Source organism: Oerskovia enterophila, from assembly GCF_044748475.1.
GTDB lineage: Bacteria > Actinomycetota > Actinomycetes > Actinomycetales > Cellulomonadaceae > Oerskovia > Oerskovia enterophila.
Window position 1 is genome coordinate 940,602 of the sequence record NZ_JBIVFZ010000002.1, and the last position, 24,288, is coordinate 964,889.

Below are 24,288 nucleotides of genomic sequence, written 5' to 3' on the forward strand. Positions count from 1 at the left end.
CGTCCGCTGACGTACCGATCCGACCAGGAGGTGGCACCGTGCGCGTGATGGCTCAGATGTCGATGGTCATGAACCTCGACAAGTGCATCGGGTGCCACACGTGCTCGGTCACGTGCAAGCAGGCGTGGACGAACCGTACGGGCGTCGAGTACGTGTGGTTCAACAACGTCGAGACGCGGCCCGGCCTCGGCTATCCCCGGACCTACCAGGACCAGGAGAAGTGGCAGGGCGGCTGGGTCCGGACCAGGCGCGGGAAGCTCAAGCTCCGCGCGGGCGGGCGGGCCAAGAAGCTCGCGACGATCTTCTCCAACCCCAAGCTCCCCTCGATCCACGAGTACTACGAGCCGTGGACGTACGAGTACGACATGCTGCTCTCGGCCCCGCAGGGCCCGCACACCCCCGTCGCGAAGCCCAAGTCGCTGCTCACGGGCGAGGACATGAAGATCGAGTGGTCGGCCAACTGGGACGACGACCTGGGCGGGTCCAAGGAGACCATGCAGGACGACCCCATCCTGCAGCACATGAGCGAGCACGTGGCCTCGGAGTTCGAGCAGACGTTCATGTTCTACCTGCCCCGCATCTGCGAGCACTGCCTCAACCCGGCGTGCGTCGCGTCGTGCCCGTCGGGGGCCATGTACAAGCGGGCCGAGGACGGGATCGTCCTGGTGGACCAGGACCAGTGCCGCGGGTGGCGCATGTGCGTCACGGGCTGCCCGTACAAGAAGGTGTACTTCAACCACAAGACCGGCAAGGCCGAGAAGTGCACGCTGTGCTACCCACGCCTCGAGGTCGGCCTGCCCACGGTCTGCTCCGAGACGTGCGTGGGGCGCCTGCGCTACCTGGGCCTGGTCCTGTACGACGCCGACCGCGTGACCGAGGCCGCGTCGGTCGAGGACGAGCACGAGCTCCTCGAGTCCCAGCGCTCGGTGTTCCTGGACCCGCACGACCCCGAGGTCGTCGCCGCAGCCCGGGCCGAGGGCATCCCCGAGGACTGGATCGCGGCCGCCCAGGCCTCCCCGATCTGGGCCCTCATCCAGAAGTACCGCGTGGCGCTGCCGCTGCACCCCGAGTACCGGACCATGCCCATGGTCTGGTACATCCCGCCGCTGTCGCCCGTGGTCGACGTGGTCGGCTCGTCGGGCAACGACGGCGAGGACCCGCGCACCCTGTTCGCGGCGATCTCCAAGCTCCGCATCCCGCTCGAGTACCTCGCGGGGCTCTTCACCGCGGGCGACACCGTGCCGGTCGAGCGCACGCTGCGCCGACTCGCCGCGATGCGCTCCTACATGCGCGACATCAACCTGGGCGAGGAGCCCAACGAGGCCATCGCCCGCGCGGTCGGCATGACGGGCACCGAGATCCAGGAGATGTACCGCCTGCTCGCGATCGCCAAGTACGAGGACCGCTACGTCATCCCCACGGCGCACCAGGAGATCGCGCGCGAGCTCGAGGAGATCAGCTGCTCGCTCGACTTCGACGGCGGTCCCGGGATGGGCGGCATGGGCGGCGCCGGGCCGTTCGGCTCGTCGAGCGGGACACCGGTGCCCGTCGCGGTCGAGAACTTCCACGTCCTGCAGGCACGCCAGACGGCCGACTCCCCCAACGGTCCGTCGACCTCGGGGCGCGTCAACCTCCTCAACTGGGACGGCAACGGCCGGCCCGCGGGCCTGTTCCCGCCGGGCACTCCCGACGGGGCCGAGGGCCCCGGGCGGGACACGTCCGACGACGGAACGGCGGCCCGATGATGGGACTGTTCACGAAGTCGCCCTCGACCACGTTCCTGCCCCGCCCGACGGCGCGCACCCCGCTCCTGGAGCCCCTCGCCCCGGTCCGGGCCACGCCCGCGCAGCGGCGCACCACCCACATGGCCGCCTCGCTCCTGCTCGACTACCCCGACGCCGGGACGCTCGCCGCCGCGCGCGAGGTGCGCGACGTCGTCGGGCAGCTTCCTCCCGAGGTCCGGGCGCGGCTCGGCGCGTTCCTCGACGACCTCGAAGCCGGCGACCCCGCGGCGCTCGAGGCGCGCTACGTCGCGACGTTCGACCTCAAGCGCAAGTGCTCGATGTACCTCTCGTACTACGCCGCCGGGGACACCCGGAAGCGCGGCATGGCGCTCGTGCGGTTCGTGCAGGCCTACCGCGCGGCCGGGTGGGAGGTCGACGGCGAGGAGCTGCCCGACTACCTCCCCATGGCCCTCGAGTTCTCCGCGCGAGCCCGGTCCCGCGAGGAGGAGCGCATCGCCGCGGGCCTGCTCGGCTCGCACCGCCAGGGCATCGAGGTGCTGCGCTCCGCGCTCGCCGCGATGGAGAGCCCGTACGCGCTCGTGGTCGAGGCCGTGTGCCTGACCCTGCCCCCGCTCGACGCCGAGACCGAGCGGCGGTACCTCGAGCTCGTGACCTCCGGGCCGCCGACCGAGATGGTCGGGCTGTCGGCCATGGGACCGCTCGAACCCTTCGCCCCCGCGGGGGCGCCCTCCGAGGAGGTACGACGATGAACGGTGCGAGCACGGGGAGCATCCTGCTGTGGGTGGTCTTCCCCTACGTGACCTTCGCGGTGTTCGTCGTCGGGTCCGTGTGGCGGTACCGCTACGACAAGTTCGGCTGGACCACGCGGTCGAGCGAGCTCTACGAGAAGAAGCTTCTGCGGCTCGGGTCGCCCATGTTCCACTTCGGGCTGCTGTTCGTGATCCTCGGGCACCTCATGGGCCTCGTGATCCCCAAGACGTGGACCGAGGCCGTAGGGATTAGCGAGGGCGCCTACCACTTCGTCGCGACGTACATGGGGGCGCTCGCCGCGCTCGTGCTCGTCGCGGGGCTGCTCATCCTGATCTACCGCCGGCGGACCACGGGCCCGGTGTTCCTCGCCACGACGCGCATGGACAAGGTCATGTACGTGTTCCTCGCGGCGTCGATCGTGCTCGGGACGTGGGCGACCGTCCAGACCCAGCTCCTCGCCGCGAACCACGGGTACGACTACCGCGAGACCATCTCGCCGTGGTTCCGCTCGCTCTGGTACTTCCAGCCGCAGCCAGAGCTCATGGCAGGCGTGCCCGCCGCGTTCCAGCTCCACATCGTCGCGGCCAACCTGCTGTTCATCCTGTGGCCCTTCACCCGGCTCGTGCACGCGTTCTCGGCGCCCGTGCCGTACATGTTCCGGCCCTACATCGTGTACCGCTCGCGCGACGCCGCCGTGGCGTCCCGTGAGCCGCGGCCCGGCTGGGACCCGTCGGAGCGGCCAGGAGCGAAGCGGTAGGTCTGCGGCGTCGGCCCTGCTGTCACCGAGGAGATCTTGGCCCGGACATGATGAGCTCCGACTCTTTCTCAGGAACTATCTGACTGTATAAGGAGTTCGTTGATAGTTAGGGAAGCGCTGAGCACCATCGAGTCCTTCTCCATCAAGGCAGGTGTCGGGCCGGTCAGCGGTGACCTCACCGTCAAGACCTCCGGACGCGCTGACTCCGGGAACATCGAGATGGATCTCGAAGACCTGGTGGCCGACGTCGTGCCGGCTCTACGCGACGAGAGCATCGGGATGGCGCTGTTCGTCGACGAGATTCAGGACCTCGACTCCTCGACGCTCACTGCACTCCTGGCGGCCCAGCACCGGGCTGCTCAGAACGACTGGCCGTTCTATGTCTTCGGGCAGGCCTTCCTGTCGTACCCGCGGTCCTGGCCGAGGCGCGTTCGTATGCAGAGAGACAGTTCGACTACCGCAACATCGACCGCTTGAGCCCGGCAGAGGCGCAGGAAGCGCTGGCTGGTCCAGCCGCCGCAGCAAGTGTGGACTTCCTGCCAGTGGCGCTCGCCCGGATACTCGAATCGGCTCGCGGTTATCCCTACTTCCTCCAGGTCTACGGCGACCAGGTCTGGCAGTGCGCGGCCGAATCCCCCATCCAGATGATCGATGCTGAGGTCGCGATCACGCTGGGCACCGACGAACTCGACCGGAGCCTCTTCGCGTCACGCTGGGAGCGGGCCACGCCTAAGCAGAAGCAACTCATGGCCGCGATGGCCGAAGATCCGGGCCCCAGCGCACTGCCGGACATTGTGTCCCGCATGGGCAAGAAGAAGCCCTCAGACCTGAGCGTCTTCCGTGATGAGCTCATCAAGAAGGGGCTGATCTACTCGCCCGACCGAGGCATCCTCGATTTCACGGTCCCACTCATGGCCGACTTCATCCGACGCCACGCCAACGAGGTCTGACCTCTCAGCCCTGATCGCGGCGTCCGCCGTCTTCGTCGACGACCTCAGACTGGCCGCCTGCGCGGCACGAGCCGGATGTCCGGCAGCACGGGGGCGGGCAGCGGACCGCCGTCGTACCCCACGACCTCTCCGAACCGGCGGCCCGACGCCCCCGCGGCGTACCGCGTGCCGCCCTCCCCGGGCACGGGCACGTCCGCCCCGTCGTCCTGGACGACCTCGACCTGCGCCATCCAGTCCGCGCGGGCGGCCGCGACGTCGTCGTGCGAGCGCCCCACGAAGTTCCACCACATGACGATCTCCTCGGCGAACGGCTCGCCGCCGATCAGCACGGCGCGCACGGGGCGCTCGCCCGCCGAGACGGTCAGCACCGAGCGCCCCGGCTCGACGTATCCGAGCGAGGCCACAGGCACCAGCACGCCCTCGAACGACGCGTCGCCCGCATCGACGAGCAGCGCGTGCTCGAACCGCGGATCCACCTCGACCTGGACCGAGGCCCCCGCGGGCAGGTCGACCTGTGCCCCGACCAGGGGCGTGAAGACCGTCGCGGTCGACCGCAGCTCGACGCCGCCCACGCTCAGCGAACCCACGAGCACCTGGACCCGCTCACCCCCCGGCCCGCTCCACAGGGGCAGGTCGCCATGGTGCTCGAAGAACGGCTCGTCGCCGAGCCGGTCCCCCGGCAGCGCGACCCACAGCTGCACCCCGTGCAGCAGAGGCGGCCGGAGGCCCGCGGGCGACTCCTCCGAGTGCGAGATGCCCCGCCCAGCCGTCATGAGGTTGAGCTCGCCCGGCCGTACGGTCTGCAGCGAGCCGACCGAGTCGCGGTGCAGGATCTCGCCCTCGAAGAGCCAGCTCACGGTCTGCAGGCCCGTGTGCGGGTGCGGGGGCACCTGCATGCCGTCTGAGGTCGAGACGTCGTCGGGGCCGTAGTGGTCCAGGAAGCACCACGCACCCACGAGCGAGCGAGCGCGCTGCGGCAGGGTGCGGCGCACGTCCATGGCGCGGGTCCCGCCGAGCGGGACCTGGCGGTGGTCGAGGATCTCCACGCGCGGCGAGGTTCCGGGGGTGCCCGACGACGGAGCGTGGCTCCCCGCGGCGCACAACTCTTCGCGGGGCCGGGTCTCGAGGTTGCTCATGGGTCGAGCGTAGGCGCGCGCCCGGACCGGGGCCCACCCGGCGGGAGGGGGCCAGGACTCAGCGAGGCCCCCGGCAGCTGCCGGGGGCCTCGCTGATGACCGTGTGCCCTGTGCGGTCGGCCGCAGGGGTAGGCCGGCCGGGCTCCGCGTCGACGTCGCGGCTCGACGCCTCCCCCGCGACGTACCGAAGTCCGTCCCGGTCTCCTTGGGAGGTGTCTCTCACGATCGGTCTTCCGGTCCGCTGGAGACCTGCGTCGTCACCCGCAGCTCGGGGCCTTGCGGCCACGAGACGTCCCACCGTTTTCCGGTCGACCAGGGTCCCTCGGGGTTGTGGTTCCAGCGTCCTTGCCGGTCCGTCCTCCCGTGCGGGAGAGCGTCGTCGGGGCTGCCTCGTCCGTACCCGTCGGAGCCAACACTGTCGTTTCTAGTCCTGTGCCGGGGCCCGCGGCAAGACCTCCGCACGAGGTATTTCTGCCCGGGCCGAGACCACAGGTTCGTCCACAACCGGAGGCCCGGTCTCACGGAGTTACCCACAGGCTTGTGCACAGAATCTGTGGACAACTCTGGGGACGGGTCACACCCAGAAGCGGGCCGTGCTCACCGCCGCGATGCGTTCGTCCACCTCCGCGGACGTCACCTCGAAGCCGCCGTCGTCCACGAGCACGCCGGCCGCCCGCCCCTGCAGGACCGACGCGAGCCGGGCCACCGAGGCCCGCATCCGCGAGCGCGCGATGAGGTGCAGGCCCGACGGCTCCTCGACCTCGAGCTCGTACGGGTCCGCCGGGACCCAGCTCATGCGGTACGCGAACGGACCGTACTCGCGCCAGTCCAGGGCACCGAGCACCGCCGGGACCACGTCCACCTTGCGCACCACGACCCGCAGCGCGCCGTCGTAGGCCGTCTCCCCGTCGAGCGCGTAGTCGACCAGACGGTCCGGGCGCTCCACGACCTCCACGACGCGCGCGCCCGGGACCACGGTCTGGAACGAGCCGAGCGCGGCATCAGGGGTCAGGGCCTGCGCGCTGTAGAGCGTCAGGTCGACCGCGGCCGCGGGCTCGGGCGCGAGCGGCACCGCGCCGTCGACGAACAGCGTGCCCCCGACCTTGCGCGCAGCGGCCACCATCCACCGCAGCACCCGCAGCTCCACGTCGTCCGGGAGCCCCGCGGCGAAGACCCGGGCAAGGCCGTCGCGGTCGTCGACCTCGGCCGGGAGCCGGTCGCGCGACCTGCGCGCGACGCGCACGGCCCACAGCTCGGCGACCGACGAGGCCAGGTCCAGCGCGAGCGACTGCGGCGCCGGGACCACGAACGGCCCCACGACCTCCACGCCCTCGGTGAGCCGCAGCACCCCGGGGCGACGGACGTCGTCGGGCACCACGCCGCGGAAGCGGGCGCCCGCCATGGGACGCTCCGCCGGACCGCTCGACGGCTCGCTGACCCACCCCGCCTCCGGGAACCAGGCCGTGGCGAGCGCCTCGATCCCCGGACGCGCCACGCCACGCGAGCGCGGCAGCGCGAGCAGATGGTCACTGCTGTACATCTCGGGGACCGACCCCGTCAGAGGAAGCGTCATGACGTGACGCTAGACGGGGCGACGACCGCCAAGAATGCCGGGAGGTTACGGGCGTGGGTCGTGCGCGGGACGCCGGGTGGGCCGACGGGGCTCGTCCTGGCCTGGGCGGGCCGGGTGGCCTGACGGTCGCGCGGGCGGACGTCAGGTGGTCGGCGCGCCCACGTCGTGCAGGTGGTGGACCACGTCGTGCAGGAAGTACTGCCCGAGCGTGCGGACCGTGAAGACCGAGTCGTTCGAGCGACGTCCCGGGCGCTCCCAGTCGTCGGGTCCGACGGCGTCGAACCGGCCCGCGACCCGGTCGCCCGCGAACGCGAGCTCGCGCGACAGCACCTGCGGGTCCTGGCTCGCGTAGTCGCCAGCGATCGCGGCGGCGTCCTGGTCCCAGTTGGCGAACTGCGGGTCGTCGCCCTCGACCATCGACGCGAGCCGCACGTCGAAGATGCCGAACACGTCGCGCACGTGCGCCGCGTACTCGAGCGGGGACCACGTGTGCTCGTCCGGGCGCAGCGTCGCGTCGGGACGCTCCAGGACCTCCTGCCAGCGCGGGACGGCTGCGCGTACCGCGGGGCCCACCTGGTCCGGGTCCACGCTCGACGACACGAATCCGCACTCGGGGCACGGGCGCTCGAGCACCCACGTCCAGTCCTTGGTGTCCGGGGTGATCCCCGTGGGGTCCTGCGGGGCGGGCGGGGCGGGCGACGTCGTCATGCACGGAATGGTAGGCCCGCGCCCGGCGGGCGCGAACCCCTGCCCGGTGCTCAGGCCGCGGGTGGCGGGATCTCGTCGAGGAGCAGGACGTCGAGAGGCTCCTGCATCCACTCCGTGAACGGGACGCCATGGATCAGGTCGAACAACGCGTCCTCGCCCGCTGCGAAGGCCGCGGGGGACTCCCACGTGGTGGTGACCACGATCCGCTCGCCGTCGCCCTCGGACCACACCACGGCCTCGACGATGCCCGAGAGCTCCCGCGCGGCCCCGGTCACGCGCTGGAGGTACGCCACGGTCGCCCCCCGGAACTCGTCCTTGGGGCGGTGCACGATGACCTGCGTGAACATCGGCGGCCCTCCCCAGGTATCCGATCCAACGCTACGGTTCCCGCCGGGGCCCCGGGAAGCGCCCGACAGGGTGAGATCCTGGACGTCACCCCGCCCGGGCACCGTCCCCCATCTGCTCGAGGGTCCGGCCCTTGGTCTCGGGGAGGAACCGCAGCACGAAGAACACCGCGAACGCCGAGATCGCCGCGAACGTCCCGTACGTCGCGGGCAGCCCCCACGACTCGCTCACGACGGGGAACGAGCGCGTCACGCCGTAGTTCACGAACCACTGCACGGCCGTCGCGACCGCGAGCGCCGTCGCGCGGATCGAGTGGGGGAACATCTCGCCGAGCAGGACCCAGCCGAGCGGCCCCCACGTCAGGCCGAACGAGACGACCATGAGGTTCACGGCCACGAGCGCGGTCATGGCCCACACCTGCGGGAAGACCAGCTCGCCCGAGGCCGACGTCGTCGCGTGCCCGAACGCGAAGGCCGTGACCGCGAGCGAGACCGCCATCCCGACCGATCCGGCCGCGAGCATGGGGCGGCGCCCGAACCGGTCCGCGAGCCCGATCGCGACGACCGTCACGGCGATGTTGACCGCCGCGGTCACGAGCGACATGGTCAGGGCCCGCGACTCGGTGAAGCCCACCGACTCCCACAGCGACGTCGAGTAGACGAACACCGCGTTGATGCCGCTGAGCTGGATGAGTGCGGCCACGCCCAGCCCGATCCACACGATGGGCTTGAGACCCAGCGCCGAGCCGCGCAGGTCGCGCAGCGACGTCGTCGCGTGCTCACCGATCGAGGCCCGGATCTGGTGCACCGTGTCGTCGACCTCGCGGTCACCGACACCCGTGAGGCGCTGCAGGACCGCCTTGGCCTCGTCCTCGCGACCCTGGGACACCAGGTAGCGAGGCGACTCGGGCAGGCGGAACGCGGCGAGCGCGTAGAGCGCAGCAGGGACGAGCTCGGCGAGGAACATCCAGCGCCAGGCCGGGAGGCCGCCCCACAGCTCGTGCGCCGCACCGCCGGCCGCGCGGGCCATGGCGAGCCCGGCCGCGAGCGCCACGAAGATCCCGATCGTGATGAAGAGCTGCTGGAGCCCGCCGAGCCGCCCGCGGGCCCGCGCCGGGGCGACCTCCGCGATGTAGGCCGGGGCCATGACCGAGGCCGCGCCGATCCCGACCCCCGCGAGCAGGCGCACGGGCAGCAGCAGAGCGACCGACGGGGCGAAGGCCGCGAGCACCGCGCAGACCCCGAACAGGAGTGCCGAGAGGACCATGACCTTGACGCGCCCGAGGCGCTCCGAGACCGACCCTGCGAACCACGCCCCCACCGCGCAGCCCAGCAGCGACAGCGAGGCCACCATGCCCCGCATGCTCGCGGTCAGCTCGAAGTGCTCGCTCAGCGCACCGACGGCCGAGTTGACGACCGAGGTGTCGAACCCGAACAGGAGCCCGCCGAGGGCCGCCGCGAGGCACGCGAGCACGACCCGGCCGGGGACGCGGGCGGGGACGGGCGAGGCCACGGGTGGTTCGGGGGTCATGGTCGGAACCCTGCCATGCGACGGGTGGAGGGGCACGGTGGCGAGGTGTGATGCGCGGCGGGTGCGAGCGGCGTGCGCGGGGGACGTACGGTCCGGGGCGCCGGGCGGTGGGTTCGGGCGCCGTCCGCGGGGGACGTACGGCCCTGGGCGCCGGGCGCGTCGCGAGGGCCGCGGGCCTGATGAGCCACGAGGAGCACGGGCGCCGATGAGTTGTCAGAACTGAGCCGGGGTATGCCCCGGCTCAGTTCTGACAACGAATCCTCGGTCGTGCTACCTGTCAGAACCTGCCAAGTGCATGGCCCGGATCAGTTCTGACAACTCGTCGGAGCACTCGGGCCCGCCAACCCGTCAGAGAACCTGGCCCTCGAGCGCCGCCGACTCCTCGTCCGAGAACAGCCTCGAGCGGATCATGAACCGCACGCCCTCGGGCGCCTCGACGCTGAACCCCGACCCCCGCCCCGGGACAACGTCGACCGTCAGGTGCGTGTGCTTCCAGTACTCGAACTGGTTGCGGCTCATCCAGAACGGCACGGTGAACGTGGGTCCCCCGGCCCGCGTCTCGTCGCCCGCGAGACCCGGTGCCCCCGCAGGCTCCGACAGCACGTGCCCCGAGACGGCGGCCGACAGCACCGTCGTCGCCCTTCGGGGTGCCGTCGGCCCGGGGTCCGGCGCCGCGGGACCCGGCGGCACCACGAGCGCAGGGTCGTCCGACAGTCCTCCGAGCGGCAGGGCGTCGGGCACGTCGGCCAGGGCCGAGTACGAGTCCGTGACCACCAGGTCCCCCAGGTGCACGTCGGCGTCCGACGTGAGGAACTCCCCCTGCGGGTAGCACATGGGCGACGAGCCGTCGCAGCACCCGCCGGACTGGTGGAACATGAGCTCGCCGTACTGCACGCGCAGCCGTGCCAGGAGCTCGGCAGCGCCCTCGGTGAGGGTCACCCGCTCGGGCGGCTCGCCGGCCGGGACGCCCACCGCCCCGCCCGGCACGATCCCCACCGCCCCCGGTGTGGCGAAATGCGGGGCGGGCGTGACGTCGTCGGGCATGGTTCCTTCTTCCCTCGTGGCGGACGGTCCGGACGGTGCGCACCACCGCGTGCGGGCCAGGGACTCCCCGGGACCCGCACGCGGTGGCCTGCGCCAGGCCTAGAAGAAGCCGAGCTTCGAGGCCGAGTAGCTGACCAGGAGGTTCTTGGTCTGCTGGTAGTGGTCGAGCATCATCTTGTGGTTCTCGCGGCCCACGCCCGAGCCCTTGTACCCGCCGAACGCCGCCGCTGCGGGGTACGCGTGGTAGCAGTTCGTCCACACGCGGCCCGCCTGGATCTCGCGGCCCGCCCGGTAGGCGATGTTGGCCTCGCGCGACCACACGCCCGCGCCCAGGCCGTACAGGGTGTCGTTCGCGACCGTGATCGCGTCGTCGAAGTCCGCGAAGTCCGTGACCGCGACGACGGGCCCGAAGATCTCCTCCTGGAAGATGCGCATCGAGTTCTTGCCCTCGAAGATCGTCGGCGTCACGTAGTAGCCGCCCGCGAGGTCGCCGCTCATCTCCGCCCGCGTGCCGCCCGTGAGGACCTTGGCGCCCTCGGCCTTGCCGATGTCGATGTAGCTGAGGATCTTCTCGAGCTGGTCGTTCGACGCCTGCGCGCCGATCATGGTCTCGGTGTCCAGGGGGTTGCCCTGCTTGACCGCCTTGGTCCGCTCGATCGCGTCGCCCAGGAACGAGTCGTAGATCGACGACTGGATGAGCGCGCGCGACGGGCACGTGCACACCTCGCCCTGGTTGAGGGCGAACATGGTGAACCCCTCGAGGGCCTTGTCGTAGAAGTCGTCCTTCTCGCGCGCCACGTCCTCGAAGAACAGGTTGGGCGACTTGCCGCCCAGCTCGAGCGTGACCGGGATGATGTTCTGGCTCGCGTACTGCATGATGAGCCGGCCCGTCGTGGTCTCGCCCGTGAACGCGATCTTGCGGATGCGCGGGCTCGACGCGAGCGGCTTGCCCGCCTCGACCCCGAACCCGTTGACCACGTTGAGGACGCCCGGGGGCAGCAGGTCCCCGATGATGTCGATCAGGAACAGGATCGACGCGGGCGTCTGCTCGGCGGGCTTGAGGACCACGCAGTTGCCCGCCGCGAGCGCGGGGGCCAGCTTCCACACCGCCATGAGGATGGGGAAGTTCCACGGGATGATCTGCCCCACCACGCCCAGCGGCTCGTGGAAGTGGTAGGCGATGGTGTCCTCGTCGATCTCGGAGATCGAGCCCTCCTGCGCCCGGATCGCGCCCGCGAAGTAGCGGAAGTGGTCGATCGCGAGCGGGATGTCCGCGGCGAGCGTCTCGCGCACGGGCTTGCCGTTCTCCCACGTCTCGGCGACCGCGATCTCCTCGAGGTTGGCCTCCATGCGGTCGGCGATCTTGTTGAGGATCACGGCGCGCTCGGTCGCCGTGGTCTTCCCCCAGGTGCGGGCGGCGCCGTGCGCGGCGTCCAGCGCGCGGTCGATGTCCTCGGCCGTGCCGCGCGCGACCTCGGTGAAGGTGCGGCCCGTGACGGGGCTCGGGTTCTCGAAGTAGCGGCCGCTCGCCGGGGCGACGTACTCGCCACCGATCCAGTGGTCGTAGCGAGACCTGTACTCGGCGATCGCCCCGGGGGTACCGGGTGCTGCGTAGACGGTCATGTGCGTCTGCCTCCTTGCAGTGCTCCGTGCCGTGCGCGGCCCGCGTGGTGTCGGCTGCCTGCCGGCCGACGCGGTCCGCAGCCCGTGGCGCACCGTTGCGCCGGGCTGGTCAGGACGCTACGGGCGCCAGGGTTGCAGGAGGGTTGCAGTCACGGTGTCAGCTCGAGCGCGGGTCGCCGGTCCTGCGTGTCGACGCCACGGGTGGCGGGTCCGGCGAGCTGTCAGAAGCGCACCGGGGTATCGACCGGCCCGGTTCTGACAACCGATCGACGATGCGACACTCGTCGCTGCGCGTCGGGTCAGCGCCTCACGGCACACGCGCACGAGCGCGCGCCTCAGCCCAGCGCGCGGTCCAGCAGTGCGAGACGCGCCCTCGCGCGCGCCGCTGCGGGGCTGCCCGGTACGGCCAGCCCCGCGAGCCGCCGCCACGCCGCGTGGTCGTCGGCGCCCTCGTCGCTCGCGAGCCAGCGCCCCACGGCCCCCGGGTCGCCCGATGCGAGGACCGCCCCTCGCACCTCGGCGGAGAGCTCGTCGCGCAGCTGCTCGACGCCCGGCGCGACCGACCGCGGCAGCACGGGCCCCGGGTACGCGGTCAGCGCGCCGTGCACGTCGCCCACCGCGAGCAGGTCGCGGACCGTGTCGAGGTCCGTGCGCAGCGGCCCGCCCAGCCGGTAGGGCCGCGATCCGCCCAGCAGCGGCCCCACGGCCCGCCGCAGGCGCGATACCTCGGCCCGCACCGTGACGTCCGACAGCTCGCCCGGGTGCAGCAGCACGGCCAGCTCGTCCGCACCGAGCCCCCGCGGGTGCGCGGCGAGCAGCAGGAGGATCTCGCTGTGGCGAAGGCTCAGGCGGCCCGACGGCGCAGCGTGCGTGCCGCCGTCGGGCACCGTCGCGTACGTGGCCGGGCCGGGCCACCCCGCGGCTGCCCCCGGTGCCGCGCGCAGGATGCCGCTCGCGCGGCCCAGGACGTCGAGCTGCGGGGCGCTCGCGGCCCCCGCGAGCCGACCGCCGGGCGGGACGTGCTCGGCGAGCTCGCGCTCGACCGCCGCGACCGACGCCCGCACGAGCGAGAGCACGAGCCCCGACCCCGCGACCCGGCCTCCCGTGACGTCCAGGACGCCCAGGACACGGCCCGTGTGCAGGTCGCGCACGGGCGCGGCCGCGCAGTTGAACGACTGGACGGGGCGCGTGAAGTGCTCGGCGCCCAGGACCTGGACCGGGCGACCCGTGGCGAGCGCGGTGCCGGGAGCGTTGGTCCCGACGCGCTCCTCGCGCCACACCGCCCCCTCGACGAACCCGATGCGTCCTACCTGGTCGCGCACGCTCGAGCTGCCCTCGACCCAGAGGAGGCGGCCGGCGTCGTCGGTCATCGCGACGACCGCGCTCTCGCCCGCGAGACCCGCGACCAGGAGGTCGCGCACGATCGGCATGGCCCGTGCGAGCGGGTGCTGCGACCGGTAGGCGCCGAGGTCGAGGTCGGTGATCGACGTGTCCGGCTGGGGCGAGTCGGGGTCCACGCCGCTGCGTGCGCTGCGGCGCCACGACTCGGCCACGAGGGGACGGACGCCGGGCGGGAGCGCCCCCGTGCTGAGGAAGGCCTCGCGGGCCGCGCGGACGGATGCGGGCCGGGGCGTGGCGCCCGGGCCGGGGCGTGCGGCGGGACCGTCGGAGCGGGCGGGTGCACGATGGTCGGTCATGGTCGCCTTCCTCCGACGTCCTTGTCGGGTCGATCCGGGGCTGCTGCCAGTGTAGGCAGCCGCGCCGCCGGGAGGGCTCAGGAGCCGCAGGATCTCGCGAATTAGCATTCTGACAGCAAGTGCCTATGATGTCAGCATGCCGAAGATCATCGGCGGTTCGCTCCACGAGCACCGCGCACAGACCCGTCAGAAGCTCTTCGCGGCGCTCTCGAACCTCATGATGGACCGCGGTTTCGACGCGATCTCGCTCGCGGACATCGCCGCCGCGGCGGGCGTGGGACGCACCGCGGTGTACAACCACTTCCCCGACAAGGAGTCGCTGCTCCTGGGGTTCATCACGCACGAGACCGAGCAGTACGTCGGCACCCTGGAGCGCGCGCTCGAGGGGGTCGACGACCCGGTCGAGCAGCTCCGCACCTACATCCGCCAGCAGGCACAGCTCAAGCGCGTCTTCCACCTGGCCCCCGGGCCGGACCTGCGCACCGTGCTCTCGCGCGGCACGCAGCAGCGCCTGCGCGAGCACGCCGTGATCGTCGAGGACACGCTGCGCCGCATCCTGACCGCGGGCATCGCGTGCGGCGAGTTCCCCGAGCAGGACCTCGGCACCACGGTCCAGCTCGTCAACGCGTGCCTCTCGGGCCGCCTCATCCCCGAGGACCCCGCCCAGCGCGAGCGCGCGATCGAGGCCACCGAGGCGTTCGTCCTGCGGGCCGTCGGGACCCAGGAGCTCGTGGCCGGTTGAGGTTGACACCCCGCACGACCGGCTGCGAGCCTGCGGCGTGACCCCGACCGCCCCGGCCCCCGCGGCCCGCGCCTTCCTCGCCCCGACCCTCACGTTCGTCCTCGCGACGTTCGTCGCGTCGGGCGCGATGCTCCTCGTCCAACCGGTCTCAGGGATCGACCCGTCGGTGCTCGCCCTCGTCCAGCTCGGCCCCGCGATCGGGGCCGGTCTCACGTTCGCGATCTTCCGGGGGCGCCTCGCGCCGCTGCTGCCGAGCGCAGTCCCTCGCCGTCAGGTCGTCGCCCACCTGGTCCTGGCGCTCGCCGCGTGCCTGCTCAACTGGGGCGTGCTCGTCGTGACGCTCCTGGTCCAGGGCGAACCCCTCGAAGGGGTGCACGCGACCGCGGGCGTGCCGTTCGCGCTCCTCCTGCTCACCTACCTGGTGGGCGCGGCCGGCGAGGAGATCGGGTGGCGCGGCATGCTCCAGCCGCTGCTCGAGAACCGGTTCTCGCTCCTGGTCGCGAGCATCGTGACAGGCCTCGTGTGGGGCGTGTGGCACGTGCAGATCTTCACCGAGGGGCCGGTCGTGATCGTGGGCTTCCTGCTCGCGACCGTGGCCCTGTCGGTGCTCATGGGGCACTTCGGACGAGGCACCGTGCGGCAGCGCGTCGCGCTCGCGACCCTCGTGCACTGGCTCGTGAACGTCGCCCTGCTGCTCACTCTCGGAGACCGGCACTCGACGCCCGGCGGCACCGTCGCGAACGCGATCGCCGCGCTCGTGACCACGGCCGTGTTCATGGCCATGTTCGCTGCGGCCCAGCGCAAGCGCGGCAAGAGCGCGCTCGTGGCGCGGCGGACGCAGGACGTCGCGGCGTAGGACGTCGCGGCGACGGAGCGCGCGCGACGGCCCGGGCCGGCCTCCGCCGTCGGGCCCGCCGCATGGGGCCGCACCCGACACCGTGGCCGGAGCGCCGCCGTCGGGCCGTCACCACAGCGGCCGACGGGCTCCGCGCACGGCCCCTCGCAGCAGGGCGCCTAGAGTTCTCCGGTGCCCCCCGCAGAACCCCCACCCCCCGCTGACGCTGCCCGGACACCGCCCGGGCGCCCCGACGAACCCGCCCGCCGCGGGCTCGGCCGGTCCTTCACCAACGTCTTCACGGCCAACATCAGCTCGAGCCTGGCCGACGGGATCGCGCGCGTCGCCGCCCCTCTCCTCGCGGCCCGCCTCACGGACGACCCGCTGCTCATCGCGGGCATCGCGGCCGTCGCGATGCTGCCGTGGCTGTTCTTCGCCATCCCGTCCGGGGTGCTGCTCGACCGGATCGACCGTCGCCACGCCATGTCGATCGCGAACGGCACCCGGACGCTCCTCGCAGTCACGCTCCTCACGCTCTTCGCGACGGGCACGCTGACCATCTGGTGGCTGTACGCGGTGATCTTCGCGTACGGCGCGCTCGAGACGCTGTACGACGGCGCGATCCGGGCCGTCGTCCCCGCGATCGTGCGCCGCGCGGACCTGCCGCGTGCCAACTCCCGCATCGAGGCGGGCGAGCTCGTCGTGCAGAACTTCCTCGCCGTCCCGGTGACGTCGGCGCTGTTCGCGGTCGCGGTCGTGATCCCGCTGGGCATCGGCGCCCTGTCCTACGCGGTCGCGGGGGTGCTCGCGTTCTTCCTGCCCGCCGCCGCGGCCGGCGCGCACCGCTCCCACCGTGCGCGCCGGCGCAGGTCCGACGACGCGCCCACCGCCGCCGCAGACCTCACGTCGTCCGACGACGCCGGGACGCCCGTGCTCCCGTCCGTCCGCGCGACGTTCGCCCACCAGCTCACGGACGGCTTCCGCTTCATCATGAGCCACCCGATGCTGCGGCCCCTGTGGTTCCTCAGCATCCTGATCGCACTGTTCTTCTCGGCGGCGATCGCGACCGACGTCCTGTTCGTGCTCGACCGCCTCGACGTGCCCGAGCAGTGGTTCGGGGTGTTCATGCTGTCGGGCGCCGTCGGGGGCATCGTCGGCGCCGTGGTCGTGAGCCCGCTCAAGGTCAGGTTCGGCGCAGGTCCTGTCATGGCCGCGGCGAACTTCGTCGGGCCCGTCGCGCTCGTCGTCATGGGGTTCTTCCCGACGATCCCGGTCGCGGTCGTGTGCTTCGCGGTGTCGTTCGGGTCCACGTCGGTGTGGAACGTCCTGGTCATGTCGCTGCGTCAGGCCGCGATCCCGGGCCACCTGCTGGGCCGTGTCCACGGGACGTGGCGCACGCTGCTCTGGGGCACCATGCCGCTGGGCTCGCTGCTGGGCGGCCTGCTCGCACGCATCGACCTCACGACGCCGCTGCTCGTCGCGGGCGGGCTCACGGTCGTGGTCGCCGCGGCGGGCTACCGGTTCCTGCACGGGCTGCCCAACCCCGAGGACGTCGCGGAGCACGCGCTGCCGACGAGGTGAGGGCGCACCTCGCGCCCAGTCCGTGAGATCTCTCCCACAGAGCATAGGTAAACCTCACCTCACTGTTGTATCGTTCCTGACGCGACGTCATGACGATGTGTCACCACACCGTGGACCCTGCGCTGGACCCCGGCGCGCGTGCCGACGTCGTGCACGTGACACGACGAACCGCAGGAGCCCCTCGTGACCGCTGAGACCCTTCCCGCCACCGACGCCGCACCCGCGTCCCTCTCGCTGCGCCTGCGCGAGGGCACGCGCCCCGAGCACGAGCAGGCCGAGACCACGGGCTTCGTCGAGAAGCTCATGGGGGGCGAGCTCGACGTCGCCGCCTACACGGACCTCGCCGCGCAGCAGTACGCGATCTACGGGGCGCTCGAGCAGGCCAGCGCCCAGATCCGCGACGACGCCCAGGGTGCGACCCTCGTGTTCGACGAGCTGACCCGCACGCCCTCGATCGAGAAGGACCTCGCATTCCTGGTCGGGTCCGACTGGGCCACCGAGATCCGCATCCTGCCCGCGACCGAGGCCTACGTGGCCCGCCTGCTCGAGGTCGGCACCTCGCTCTCGGCCTACGCCGCGCACGCCTACACGCGCTACCTGGGCGACCTGTCGGGCGGCCAGATCATCAAGCGCATGATGGAGCGCCACTACGGGCTCGGCCCCGACGGCCTCGCGTTCTACACGTTCGACGAGATCCCCAAGGCCAAGCCCTTCAAGGACGTCTACCGCGAGCGCCTCGACTCCCTGGACCTCACGGACGAGCAGATCGCCGAGACGGTCGAGGAGGCCAAGCTCGCGTTCCGCCTCAACAGCGCGCTGTTCGCGGAGCTCGGCGCGATCCACTGCTGAGCGTGCGGTGAGCGTGCGGTGAGCCCACCGGCTCGCCGCACCCTCTGAGCGCCGCTCCCGCTCCGCCCAGCCCCTTCGCCCCGCCTCCGGGGCCGAGCATGCGGTGGGCGTTCGTCGAGCAGGTGGTGGGCGTCGAGATCCCCCGGATTCTCGACGCTCACCGCATGCTCGGCACCGGGAGCCGACCGCACCCGACCGCTGCGCCAGTGCCCGAGACCGCCGTCAGCGTCTCCAAGATCACAGAAGATCCCGTGGACCGGCCGCCCTGCCACGGTCCTGCGTAGGTTAGCCTCAACTTACCCGGAGCCGCCTTCTCGCGTGGGCGGCCGACCCCCGCTGGAGCCTTTGTGATGTCGCACCCTGCCCGCGTCCCGTCCGCCGAGCGTCCGCGCGGCCCGCTGTCGCGCGGCCTGCGCCGCTCGTCCGTCGTGGGCGTCGCCACGCTCGCCGCGGTGCTGCTCGCGGCAGGCTGTGCCCCCCTCCCCTACGAGCCCGAGGGCCCGACGACGGCGCCCCCCTCGGCCTCGGACTCGTCGCCCGCACCCACCGAGGCCGTCGCCCTGGACGCGTGCACGGCCCTCGAGACGGGCGAGCGCCCCACCGTGGACCCCGCGACGTTCCCCACCGGCCCGACGACCGCGACGTTCGCCGACAACGTGATCGACCCGATCGTCTCGGCGCCGACCCCGACGCTGCCCGTGACCGTGCAGTCGTTCGACGGCCGCGAGGTCACGGTCGCCGACGCCTCGCGCATCATCGCGGTCGACCTGTACGGCACGCTCGGCGAGATCGTCTACAGCCTGGGGCTGGGCGCGAACGTCGTGGGTCGCGACCTGCCGACGGGCTTCCCCGAGGCCGCCGACGTCCCCGTCGTGACCGGCGCCGGCCACGCCCTGAACATCGAGACCATCCTCGGCCTGAACCCGAGCGTCATCCTGACCGACGCCACGCTCCTCACGGACACCGCACGCTCGCAGCTCGAGTCCTCGGGCATCCCGGTCGTGTACTTCGACGAGGCCCGCACGCTCGACGGGATCGACGACCGCATCACCGCGGTCGCGACCACGCTCGGCGTCCCCGAGGCCGGGGCGGCGCTCGTCGAGCGCACCGACCAGCAGATCTGCGCGGCCCTCGCCGGGGTCCCCGCGGACACGGGCAACCCGCTCGTCGCGTTCCTCTACCTGCGCGGGTCGAACATCAAGATGCTGTTCGGGCCCGGCTCGGGCGCCGACGACCTGATCCGCGAGATCGGCGGCCAGGACGCGGGCACCGCGATCGGCCTCACGCAGCAGTACGCACCCGTCACGAGCGAGGCCATCATCTCGGCGGCGCCGGCGGCGTACCTCGTCATGACCGACGGCCTCGAGTCGAGCGGCGGCCTCGACGCCATGATGGCCATCCCGGGCCTGGCGCAGACCCCGGCGGGCCAGAACCAGCGGGTGATCGACATGGACGGCAGCCGCCTGCTGACGTTCGGCCCGCGCACGGGCGAGACCATCGCGTCGCTCGTCGAGGCGTTCTACGGCGTCCCGGCCCCCGACCTGACCGCGGTCGCCTCGGCCGACGCCGGGACGGCCACGCCGTGACGCCGGGTTCCCACCCCGCCGGCCCGACGACGGCACGCCCCATCTCCGACGCCCTCACCACGGCGCAGCGCACCGCGGACGGGACGACCACCGACCGACGCGAGCCGAGCGCACCGGTGAGCGACGCCGTCGGGCACGGGGCTGCTCCCCGGGGCTCCGGGCGCGACGAGAAGGACGCCGCGGCGCTCACCGCTGTCGGGCGCGGGCGGCGACGCGCCGCGACCTGGCTCATGGTCGGGCTCGGCGTCGCGCTGCTCGTGCTCACCGTCCTGTCCGGCATGACCGGGCAGGTGCCCGTGTCGCCCGCCGAGGTCCTCGGCTCGCTCATGCACCACATGGGCCTCGACATCGGGCCCATGCCCTCGCACCCGCAGGGCGAGAACACGCTGTGGGTCGTGCGCTTCCCGCGCGTCGTGCTCGCGATCCTCGTCGGGGCCGCGCTCGCCTGCTCGGGCGCGCTCATGCAGGGCGTGTTCGGCAACCCGCTCGCCGAGCCCGGCGTGATCGGCGTCTCCGCGGGCGCGGCCGTGGGCGCGTGCGCGGTCATCGTCACGGCCGGCTCGCTCGTCTCGGGGACCTGGGTCGCCGCGGCCGCGTTCCTCGGCGGGCTGATCACGACGTTCGTCGTCTACGCGCTCTCGCGCTCGGGCGGGCGCACCGAGGTCGTGACGCTCGTGCTCACCGGCATCGCGGTCAACGCGTTCGCGGGCGGGCTGCTCGCGTTCTTCACGTTCGTGGCCGACCCGGCCGCGCGCGAGCAGATCGTGTTCTGGCAGCTCGGATCGCTCGGCGGGGCCACGTGGGGATCGGTCGCGGTCGTGGCTCCGATCGCGATCGTCGGCGTGGCCGGCGCCATGCTGCTGCGCCGCCAGCTGGACCTGTTGTCCCTGGGCGAGCGCGCCGCGCAGCACCTGGGCGTCGACGTCGAGCGGCTGCGGCAGATCGTGATCGTCCTCGTCGCGCTCCTGGTCTCCGCGGGCGTGGCCTTCACGGGGATCATCGCGTTCGTGGGGCTCGTCGTGCCGCACCTGGTCCGCATGGTGTGCGGCCCGAGCCACCGCTGGCTCATCCCCGCGTCGGCCCTCGGCGGGGCCGTGGTCCTGCTGCTCGCGGACCTCGTCTCGCGCACTGCGGTCGCGAACGTCGAGCTGCCGCTCGGCATGATCACCTCGCTCGTGGGCGGGCCGTTCTTCTTCTACCTGCTGCGCCGCACGCGCTCTCGCCAGGGAGGTTGGGCATGAGCCGCACACTGGTCGAGCTCGACTCGCGCCACGAGGGCAGCAGCTTCTGGTCGTCGTTGCGGACTGCGGTCACGGGGCGGCGACGCTCCTCGCGGTTGCCTTCTGCCGCGGCGGCGGGCGACGTCGTGACCGAGGCGCGCGGTGCGACGCTCTCGCTCGACGGGACCCCCGTGCTGCGGGACGTGTCGGTCACGGTACGGGCCGGCGAGGTCCGGGCCCTGCTCGGCCCCAACGGCGCGGGCAAGTCCTCGCTGCTCGGGGCGCTCACGGGCGACCTGCCGCTCGACGGCGGCTCGGTCCTGGTCGACGGCTCGCCCCTGCGGTCGTGGACGCCCACCGAGCTCGCGATGCGCCGGGCCGTGCTCATGCAGCAGATCCACCTCAGCTTCCCGTTCACGTCGCTCGACGTCGTGCAGATGGGCCGCGCGCCCTGGCGCGGGACGCCCCTCGAGGAGACCGACGAGGAGATCGTCGCAGCCTCGCTCGCCGCGACCGACGTGTCCCACCTCGCCGACCGGCACTTCCCGTCGCTGTCCGGGGGCGAGAAGGCGCGCGTCGCGCTCGCGCGTGTCCTGGCCCAGCGGACCGGGCTGCTCATGCTCGACGAGCCGACCGCGGCGCTCGACCTCAAGCACCAGGAGCTCGTGCTGCAGATCGCCCGCCGCCACGCGGCGTCCGGGGGTGCGGTGGTCGTCGTCGTGCACGACCTGGGGCTCGCGTCGGCCTACGCCGACCAGGTCACGCTCATGGCTAGAGGTCGCGTGGTCGCCGACGGGGCGCCCGCCGAGGTGCTGACGGCCGAGCGGCTGAGCGAGGTCTACGACTACCCGGTCGAGGTCGTCGAGCATCCGGGTGGCGGGGCGCCGATCATCCTGCCGGCACGGTCTGCTGCTGCGGTTCCGCCGAGGTAGAGGCCTGCCGTCGACGTAGAGGGCTGTACCCCCCTTTCTCGACACCAGGCCTCTACCTCGCGGCCAGTGCGGCCGGTGACCTACAGGTTCCGCCCCGCGTACACCACGAGCGCGTCGCGCACGAACGTCGCGCCCTCGACGCCGCCGTAGCTCGCAGCGAACCGCTCGTCGGCCACGTACATCTCCCCGAGACCGACGACGTACTCCTTGACCGGCGCCCCGCCGTGGCCCGGGGTGCCCGGGATGCTGCTCAGCCACTCGACGTGCCGGCGAGCGAGCACCTGCGCCTCGTCGCTGTCGGGCGCGATCCCGGACTCGGCCGCAGCGGTCCAGTCCGCCCCGAGCTGCCGGGTCCGTTCCTGGTAGGCCGCCTTGTCCTGCGCGGAGAGCCCGCGCCACCAGGTGTCGCCCGTCCGGTACGCGTCGGCACCCCACCGCTCGGTGACCTCCGCCTCGTGCTGGGTGTGGTCGAACCCGTCGAACATCTCGTCCGCCATGAGTCGCCCACCTCCTTCCATGGTCGTGATCGTGTGCTCGACCGACGCGATCTGTCGCGCCAGCCGCTGCCGCTCGGCCCGGAGGGCGTCCAGGTGGGTCCGCAGGGCCCGCGCCTGCACGGCAGGACTGGCCTCGCCGTCACGCTCCAGGATCTCGGCGACGGCCGGGAGGCCCACGCCGAGGTCCCGCAGGAGGAGGATCCGCTGGAGGCGGACGAGCGCGGGCCCGTCGTAGTACCGGTAGCCGTTGTGCCCGACCCTGCTGGGCGCGAGCAGCCCGATCGCGTCGTAGTGACGCAGCGTGCGGCTCGTGGTCCCGGCGAGGCGGGCGATCTCCTGGATCGACCAGTCGGTCGGGGCCTGCGGTGCGTGCGCGGTCATGCGCTCCTCCTTCCTGGGCCTCGCGACGACACGATGTCGTCGCGGCTGTCCGGTCCTCTCGCGGACGGCCCGGATCTGGACGCCTCGGGTGAGGCAGCACGATCGACCCTAGAAGTTGACGCTACGTCAAGGTCAACCCTCGTCGCCGCAGATGAGTTGTCAGAAGTGCACCGGGGTACGCCCCGGTGCACTTCTGACAACTAGTCCTTGCGCTCTCAGCGGCGTCTGCTCGTCGCGCCCAGCGCTGTGGCTCTCGCGTCTCCCGTGGTTCTCGCGGCCTCGCTGCACGACGGCCTCGTGGCCTCGCGTCTTCACCGCCCGACGGCGTCACTCGCCTCGCAGCATCCGCGCCAGCTCGTCGGTGCTCTCCACGACCGCGAGGGCCCCTGCGTCCTCGAGCTCCCCCGGCACCGCGTACCCCCACGAGACCCCGAGGCAACGGATGCCGTGCGCCGCCGCGCCGAGCACGTCGTGCTCCCGGTCGCCGACCATGATGATCTCCTCGCGCGGCGGCAGGCCGTCAAGGACGGCCCTGCCGGCCCCACCGGCCCCTGCGCCCGGGACCTCGTCGTCCTCCGAGCCCACCGTCGCCGTCGTGCCCGCCGCACCCTCTGACGCGCCCAACGACGCGAGCGCGTGCTCGATCACGTCCGCCTTGGAGCCGCGCGATCCGTCGAGGGTCGCGCCGTAGACCCCCTCGACCAGGGCGTCGATCCCGAAGTGCGCGGTGATGCGCCGCGCGTAGACCTCGGGCTTGGAGGTCGCGACCGCGAGCCGGACGCCCGCCGCACGTGCCGCCGTCAGGCACTCGAGGATCCCCGGGTAGAGCGAGTTGTCGAGCATCCCTCCGGCCGCGTAGACCTCGCGGTACGCCGCGACGGCCTCCGCGACCCGGTCCACCGGGACGCCGTGCCGCGCGAACGTCTCGGTGAGCGGTGGGCCCACGAAACGCCGCAGGGTCTCGTCGGTCGGGGTCTCGATCCCCAGGGTCGTGTAGGCGTACCGGACCGAGGAGAGGATGCCGGGAGCCGAGTCGGTCAGCGTCCCGTCGAGGTCGAGGAGGGCAAGTCGGTAGGGAGGGTTCGCGGTGGTCACGGCATCGATTCTGCCGTGCGCCGAGAGCGCACGGTCGCCGAGACAGCGGCTTCCCGTCGAGACAGAGGGCCCGGGCCTTCTACCTCGACGCCGGCCCTCTATCTCGGCGTCGGGGTGCGGGCCGCCAGCGCCGCCACGGCCGCGGTCAGCTCGCGCGCCCGGCCGCTCGCGACCAGGTACTCGCGTCGTCCGCCGCGCACCACGATCCGCACGGCCTCTCCTTGACGGACCATGAGCGCGACCCGACCGCCACCGAGGAACCGGAGACCGAGCCCGCCCGCAGACAGTGCGTCGACCGTCGGCCCGCCGGCCGTCCCTCCCTGGACCTGATCGATCTCGTGGCCAGGGATCCGACGACGCCAGACCGGCACCCCGCCCAGGCGCAGCGAGAGCGTCATGGCCTCAGGCCCGACCGCCACGACCGACGACATGCGCGCGGCCGCGGCACAGATCGCGAGCGCCAGGGCTCCGGGCAGCACGTCGACCCATCCGAGCCCTCCCGTGGGTGACACCGCAAGGCCCACCGTCAGCCCGGTGACCGCGATACCGAGCGTCATGACCAGCGCCTGGGTGACGACCGACGCGTGGCGCACCTCGGTGAACACAGCGCCTCCGCGCCCCGTCGTCGGTCCCTCCCCGGCGGAAGGGGCGGGCCCAGATCCTGGATCGCGACCCCGACCGGCCCGTCCTGGACCCCCGCGCCCGTCGGTCC

At 72.5% G+C, this 24,288-nt stretch carries 23 protein-coding genes; 12 read left to right on the forward strand and 11 right to left on the reverse strand.

What is annotated here, in order from left to right:
• The first annotated feature begins 38 nt into the window (after positions 1 to 38).
• The 5 genes from narH to ACIPWA_RS08705 all read left to right on the forward strand — a co-directional run bounded on the left by narH (position 39) and on the right by ACIPWA_RS08705 (position 4,202).
• The gene (gene narH, locus ACIPWA_RS08685) at positions 39 to 1,745 is read left to right on the forward strand and encodes a nitrate reductase subunit beta (RefSeq protein ID WP_068710256.1); all 1,707 of its coding nucleotides are present in this window, start codon (positions 39 to 41) and stop codon (positions 1,743 to 1,745) included.
• A complete protein-coding gene (narJ, locus tag ACIPWA_RS08690; RefSeq protein WP_400289465.1) occupies positions 1,742 to 2,494 on the forward strand; it encodes a nitrate reductase molybdenum cofactor assembly chaperone in 753 nt (250 codons plus the stop codon). Before narH ends, narJ begins: the two co-directional genes overlap by 4 nt.
• On the forward strand, positions 2,491 to 3,252 hold the full coding sequence (gene narI / locus ACIPWA_RS08695; RefSeq protein ID WP_056644751.1) for a respiratory nitrate reductase subunit gamma: 762 nt from the start codon (positions 2,491 to 2,493) through the stop codon (positions 3,250 to 3,252). Before narJ ends, narI begins: the two co-directional genes overlap by 4 nt.
• A gap of 99 nt (positions 3,253 to 3,351) precedes the next feature.
• A complete protein-coding gene (locus ACIPWA_RS08700) occupies positions 3,352 to 3,729 on the forward strand; it encodes a hypothetical protein (RefSeq protein ID WP_400289466.1) in 378 nt (125 codons plus the stop codon).
• Positions 3,726 to 4,202, forward strand: a complete 477-nt coding sequence (locus tag ACIPWA_RS08705; protein ID WP_400289467.1) for a hypothetical protein — start codon at positions 3,726 to 3,728, stop codon at positions 4,200 to 4,202. The genes ACIPWA_RS08700 and ACIPWA_RS08705 overlap by 4 nt, the downstream gene beginning before the upstream one ends.
• 44 nt (positions 4,203 to 4,246) lie before the next feature.
• On the opposite strand, the gene ACIPWA_RS08710 is transcribed toward ACIPWA_RS08705, so the two are convergent.
• The 8 genes from ACIPWA_RS08710 to ACIPWA_RS08750 form a co-directional block, all read right to left on the reverse strand.
• Positions 4,247 to 5,338 (reverse strand): pirin family protein, encoded by a 1,092-nt coding sequence (locus ACIPWA_RS08710; protein ID WP_400289468.1) that lies wholly within the window; start codon positions 5,336 to 5,338, stop codon positions 4,247 to 4,249.
• A 574-nt stretch (positions 5,339 to 5,912) separates the two neighbouring features.
• A complete protein-coding gene (locus ACIPWA_RS08715; RefSeq protein ID WP_400289470.1) occupies positions 5,913 to 6,911 on the reverse strand; it encodes a hypothetical protein in 999 nt (332 codons plus the stop codon).
• Positions 6,912 to 7,052: 141 nt separating this feature from the next.
• Positions 7,053 to 7,619 (reverse strand): DinB family protein, encoded by a 567-nt coding sequence (locus ACIPWA_RS08720; RefSeq protein WP_400289471.1) that lies wholly within the window; start codon positions 7,617 to 7,619, stop codon positions 7,053 to 7,055.
• Between the two features lie 50 nt (positions 7,620 to 7,669).
• On the reverse strand, positions 7,670 to 7,966 hold the full coding sequence (locus ACIPWA_RS08725; RefSeq protein WP_056644741.1) for an antibiotic biosynthesis monooxygenase: 297 nt from the start codon (positions 7,964 to 7,966) through the stop codon (positions 7,670 to 7,672).
• 85 nt (positions 7,967 to 8,051) lie between these two features.
• The gene (locus ACIPWA_RS08730; protein WP_400289472.1) at positions 8,052 to 9,494 is read right to left on the reverse strand and encodes a sugar porter family MFS transporter; all 1,443 of its coding nucleotides are present in this window, start codon (positions 9,492 to 9,494) and stop codon (positions 8,052 to 8,054) included.
• 348 nt (positions 9,495 to 9,842) lie between these two features.
• Positions 9,843 to 10,538, reverse strand: a complete 696-nt coding sequence (locus ACIPWA_RS20365) for a DUF779 domain-containing protein (protein WP_449870626.1) — start codon at positions 10,536 to 10,538, stop codon at positions 9,843 to 9,845.
• Between the two features lie 99 nt (positions 10,539 to 10,637).
• Complete coding sequence (gene adh / locus ACIPWA_RS08745; RefSeq protein WP_400289475.1) at positions 10,638 to 12,161, reverse strand: aldehyde dehydrogenase; 1,524 nt, start codon at positions 12,159 to 12,161, stop codon at positions 10,638 to 10,640.
• A 335-nt stretch (positions 12,162 to 12,496) separates the two neighbouring features.
• Complete coding sequence (locus tag ACIPWA_RS08750) at positions 12,497 to 13,858, reverse strand: transcriptional regulator (RefSeq protein WP_400289476.1); 1,362 nt, start codon at positions 13,856 to 13,858, stop codon at positions 12,497 to 12,499.
• Positions 13,859 to 13,994: 136 nt separating this feature from the next.
• On the opposite strand from ACIPWA_RS08750, the gene ACIPWA_RS08755 reads away from it, so the two are divergent.
• From ACIPWA_RS08755 to ACIPWA_RS08785, 7 genes are all read left to right on the forward strand, one after another.
• Positions 13,995 to 14,600, forward strand: coding sequence for a TetR/AcrR family transcriptional regulator (locus ACIPWA_RS08755; protein WP_056644728.1), 606 nt, complete (start codon positions 13,995 to 13,997; stop codon positions 14,598 to 14,600).
• 37 nt (positions 14,601 to 14,637) lie between these two features.
• Complete coding sequence (locus ACIPWA_RS08760) at positions 14,638 to 15,456, forward strand: CPBP family intramembrane glutamic endopeptidase (RefSeq protein WP_400289477.1); 819 nt, start codon at positions 14,638 to 14,640, stop codon at positions 15,454 to 15,456.
• Positions 15,457 to 15,627: 171 nt separating this feature from the next.
• The gene (locus tag ACIPWA_RS08765; protein ID WP_400289480.1) at positions 15,628 to 17,016 is read left to right on the forward strand and encodes an MFS transporter; all 1,389 of its coding nucleotides are present in this window, start codon (positions 15,628 to 15,630) and stop codon (positions 17,014 to 17,016) included.
• A 183-nt stretch (positions 17,017 to 17,199) separates the two neighbouring features.
• Positions 17,200 to 17,865: a biliverdin-producing heme oxygenase gene (locus tag ACIPWA_RS08770; RefSeq protein ID WP_068624912.1), complete on the forward strand. Its 666-nt coding sequence runs from the start codon at positions 17,200 to 17,202 to the stop codon at positions 17,863 to 17,865.
• 350 nt (positions 17,866 to 18,215) lie between these two features.
• Positions 18,216 to 19,451 (forward strand): heme/hemin ABC transporter substrate-binding protein, encoded by a 1,236-nt coding sequence (locus tag ACIPWA_RS08775; protein WP_068710284.1) that lies wholly within the window; start codon positions 18,216 to 18,218, stop codon positions 19,449 to 19,451.
• A gap of 230 nt (positions 19,452 to 19,681) precedes the next feature.
• On the forward strand, positions 19,682 to 20,692 hold the full coding sequence (locus ACIPWA_RS08780) for a FecCD family ABC transporter permease (protein WP_068625004.1): 1,011 nt from the start codon (positions 19,682 to 19,684) through the stop codon (positions 20,690 to 20,692).
• Positions 20,689 to 21,603, forward strand: coding sequence for a heme ABC transporter ATP-binding protein (locus tag ACIPWA_RS08785; protein ID WP_400289482.1), 915 nt, complete (start codon positions 20,689 to 20,691; stop codon positions 21,601 to 21,603). The genes ACIPWA_RS08780 and ACIPWA_RS08785 overlap by 4 nt, the downstream gene beginning before the upstream one ends.
• A gap of 80 nt (positions 21,604 to 21,683) precedes the next feature.
• On the opposite strand, the gene ACIPWA_RS08790 is transcribed toward ACIPWA_RS08785, so the two are convergent.
• From ACIPWA_RS08790 to ACIPWA_RS08800, 3 genes are all read right to left on the reverse strand, one after another.
• Positions 21,684 to 22,481, reverse strand: coding sequence for a MerR family transcriptional regulator (locus ACIPWA_RS08790; protein ID WP_400289483.1), 798 nt, complete (start codon positions 22,479 to 22,481; stop codon positions 21,684 to 21,686).
• Positions 22,482 to 22,808: 327 nt separating this feature from the next.
• Positions 22,809 to 23,576 (reverse strand): HAD hydrolase-like protein, encoded by a 768-nt coding sequence (locus ACIPWA_RS08795; RefSeq protein WP_400289485.1) that lies wholly within the window; start codon positions 23,574 to 23,576, stop codon positions 22,809 to 22,811.
• Between the two features lie 98 nt (positions 23,577 to 23,674).
• On the reverse strand, positions 23,675 to 24,181 hold the full coding sequence (locus tag ACIPWA_RS08800; protein ID WP_400289486.1) for a hypothetical protein: 507 nt from the start codon (positions 24,179 to 24,181) through the stop codon (positions 23,675 to 23,677).
• Between the last annotated feature and the right edge of the window lie 107 nt (positions 24,182 to 24,288).

Excerpts from the sequence above, each read along its gene's own strand:
- narJ (WP_400289465.1), top strand. The coding sequence starts at position 1,742 with ATGATGGGACTGTTCACGAAGTCGCCCTCGACCACGTTCCTGCCCCGC.
- narI (WP_056644751.1), top strand. The coding sequence starts at position 2,491 with ATGAACGGTGCGAGCACGGGGAGCATCCTGCTGTGGGTGGTCTTCCCC.
- ACIPWA_RS08710 (WP_400289468.1), bottom strand. The coding sequence starts at position 5,338 with ATGAGCAACCTCGAGACCCGGCCCCGCGAAGAGTTGTGCGCCGCGGGG.
- ACIPWA_RS08715 (WP_400289470.1), bottom strand. The coding sequence starts at position 6,911 with ATGACGCTTCCTCTGACGGGGTCGGTCCCCGAGATGTACAGCAGTGAC.
- ACIPWA_RS08720 (WP_400289471.1), bottom strand. The coding sequence starts at position 7,619 with ATGACGACGTCGCCCGCCCCGCCCGCCCCGCAGGACCCCACGGGGATC.
- ACIPWA_RS08725 (WP_056644741.1), bottom strand. The coding sequence starts at position 7,966 with ATGTTCACGCAGGTCATCGTGCACCGCCCCAAGGACGAGTTCCGGGGG.
- ACIPWA_RS08730 (WP_400289472.1), bottom strand. The coding sequence starts at position 9,494 with ATGACCCCCGAACCACCCGTGGCCTCGCCCGTCCCCGCCCGCGTCCCC.
- ACIPWA_RS20365 (WP_449870626.1), bottom strand. The coding sequence starts at position 10,538 with ATGCCCGACGACGTCACGCCCGCCCCGCATTTCGCCACACCGGGGGCG.
- adh (WP_400289475.1), bottom strand. The coding sequence starts at position 12,161 with ATGACCGTCTACGCAGCACCCGGTACCCCCGGGGCGATCGCCGAGTAC.
- ACIPWA_RS08750 (WP_400289476.1), bottom strand. The coding sequence starts at position 13,858 with ATGACCGACCATCGTGCACCCGCCCGCTCCGACGGTCCCGCCGCACGC.
- ACIPWA_RS08755 (WP_056644728.1), top strand. The coding sequence starts at position 13,995 with ATGCCGAAGATCATCGGCGGTTCGCTCCACGAGCACCGCGCACAGACC.
- ACIPWA_RS08775 (WP_068710284.1), top strand. The coding sequence starts at position 18,216 with ATGTCGCACCCTGCCCGCGTCCCGTCCGCCGAGCGTCCGCGCGGCCCG.
- ACIPWA_RS08780 (WP_068625004.1), top strand. The coding sequence starts at position 19,682 with ATGGTCGGGCTCGGCGTCGCGCTGCTCGTGCTCACCGTCCTGTCCGGC.
- ACIPWA_RS08785 (WP_400289482.1), top strand. The coding sequence starts at position 20,689 with ATGAGCCGCACACTGGTCGAGCTCGACTCGCGCCACGAGGGCAGCAGC.
- ACIPWA_RS08790 (WP_400289483.1), bottom strand. The coding sequence starts at position 22,481 with ATGACCGCGCACGCACCGCAGGCCCCGACCGACTGGTCGATCCAGGAG.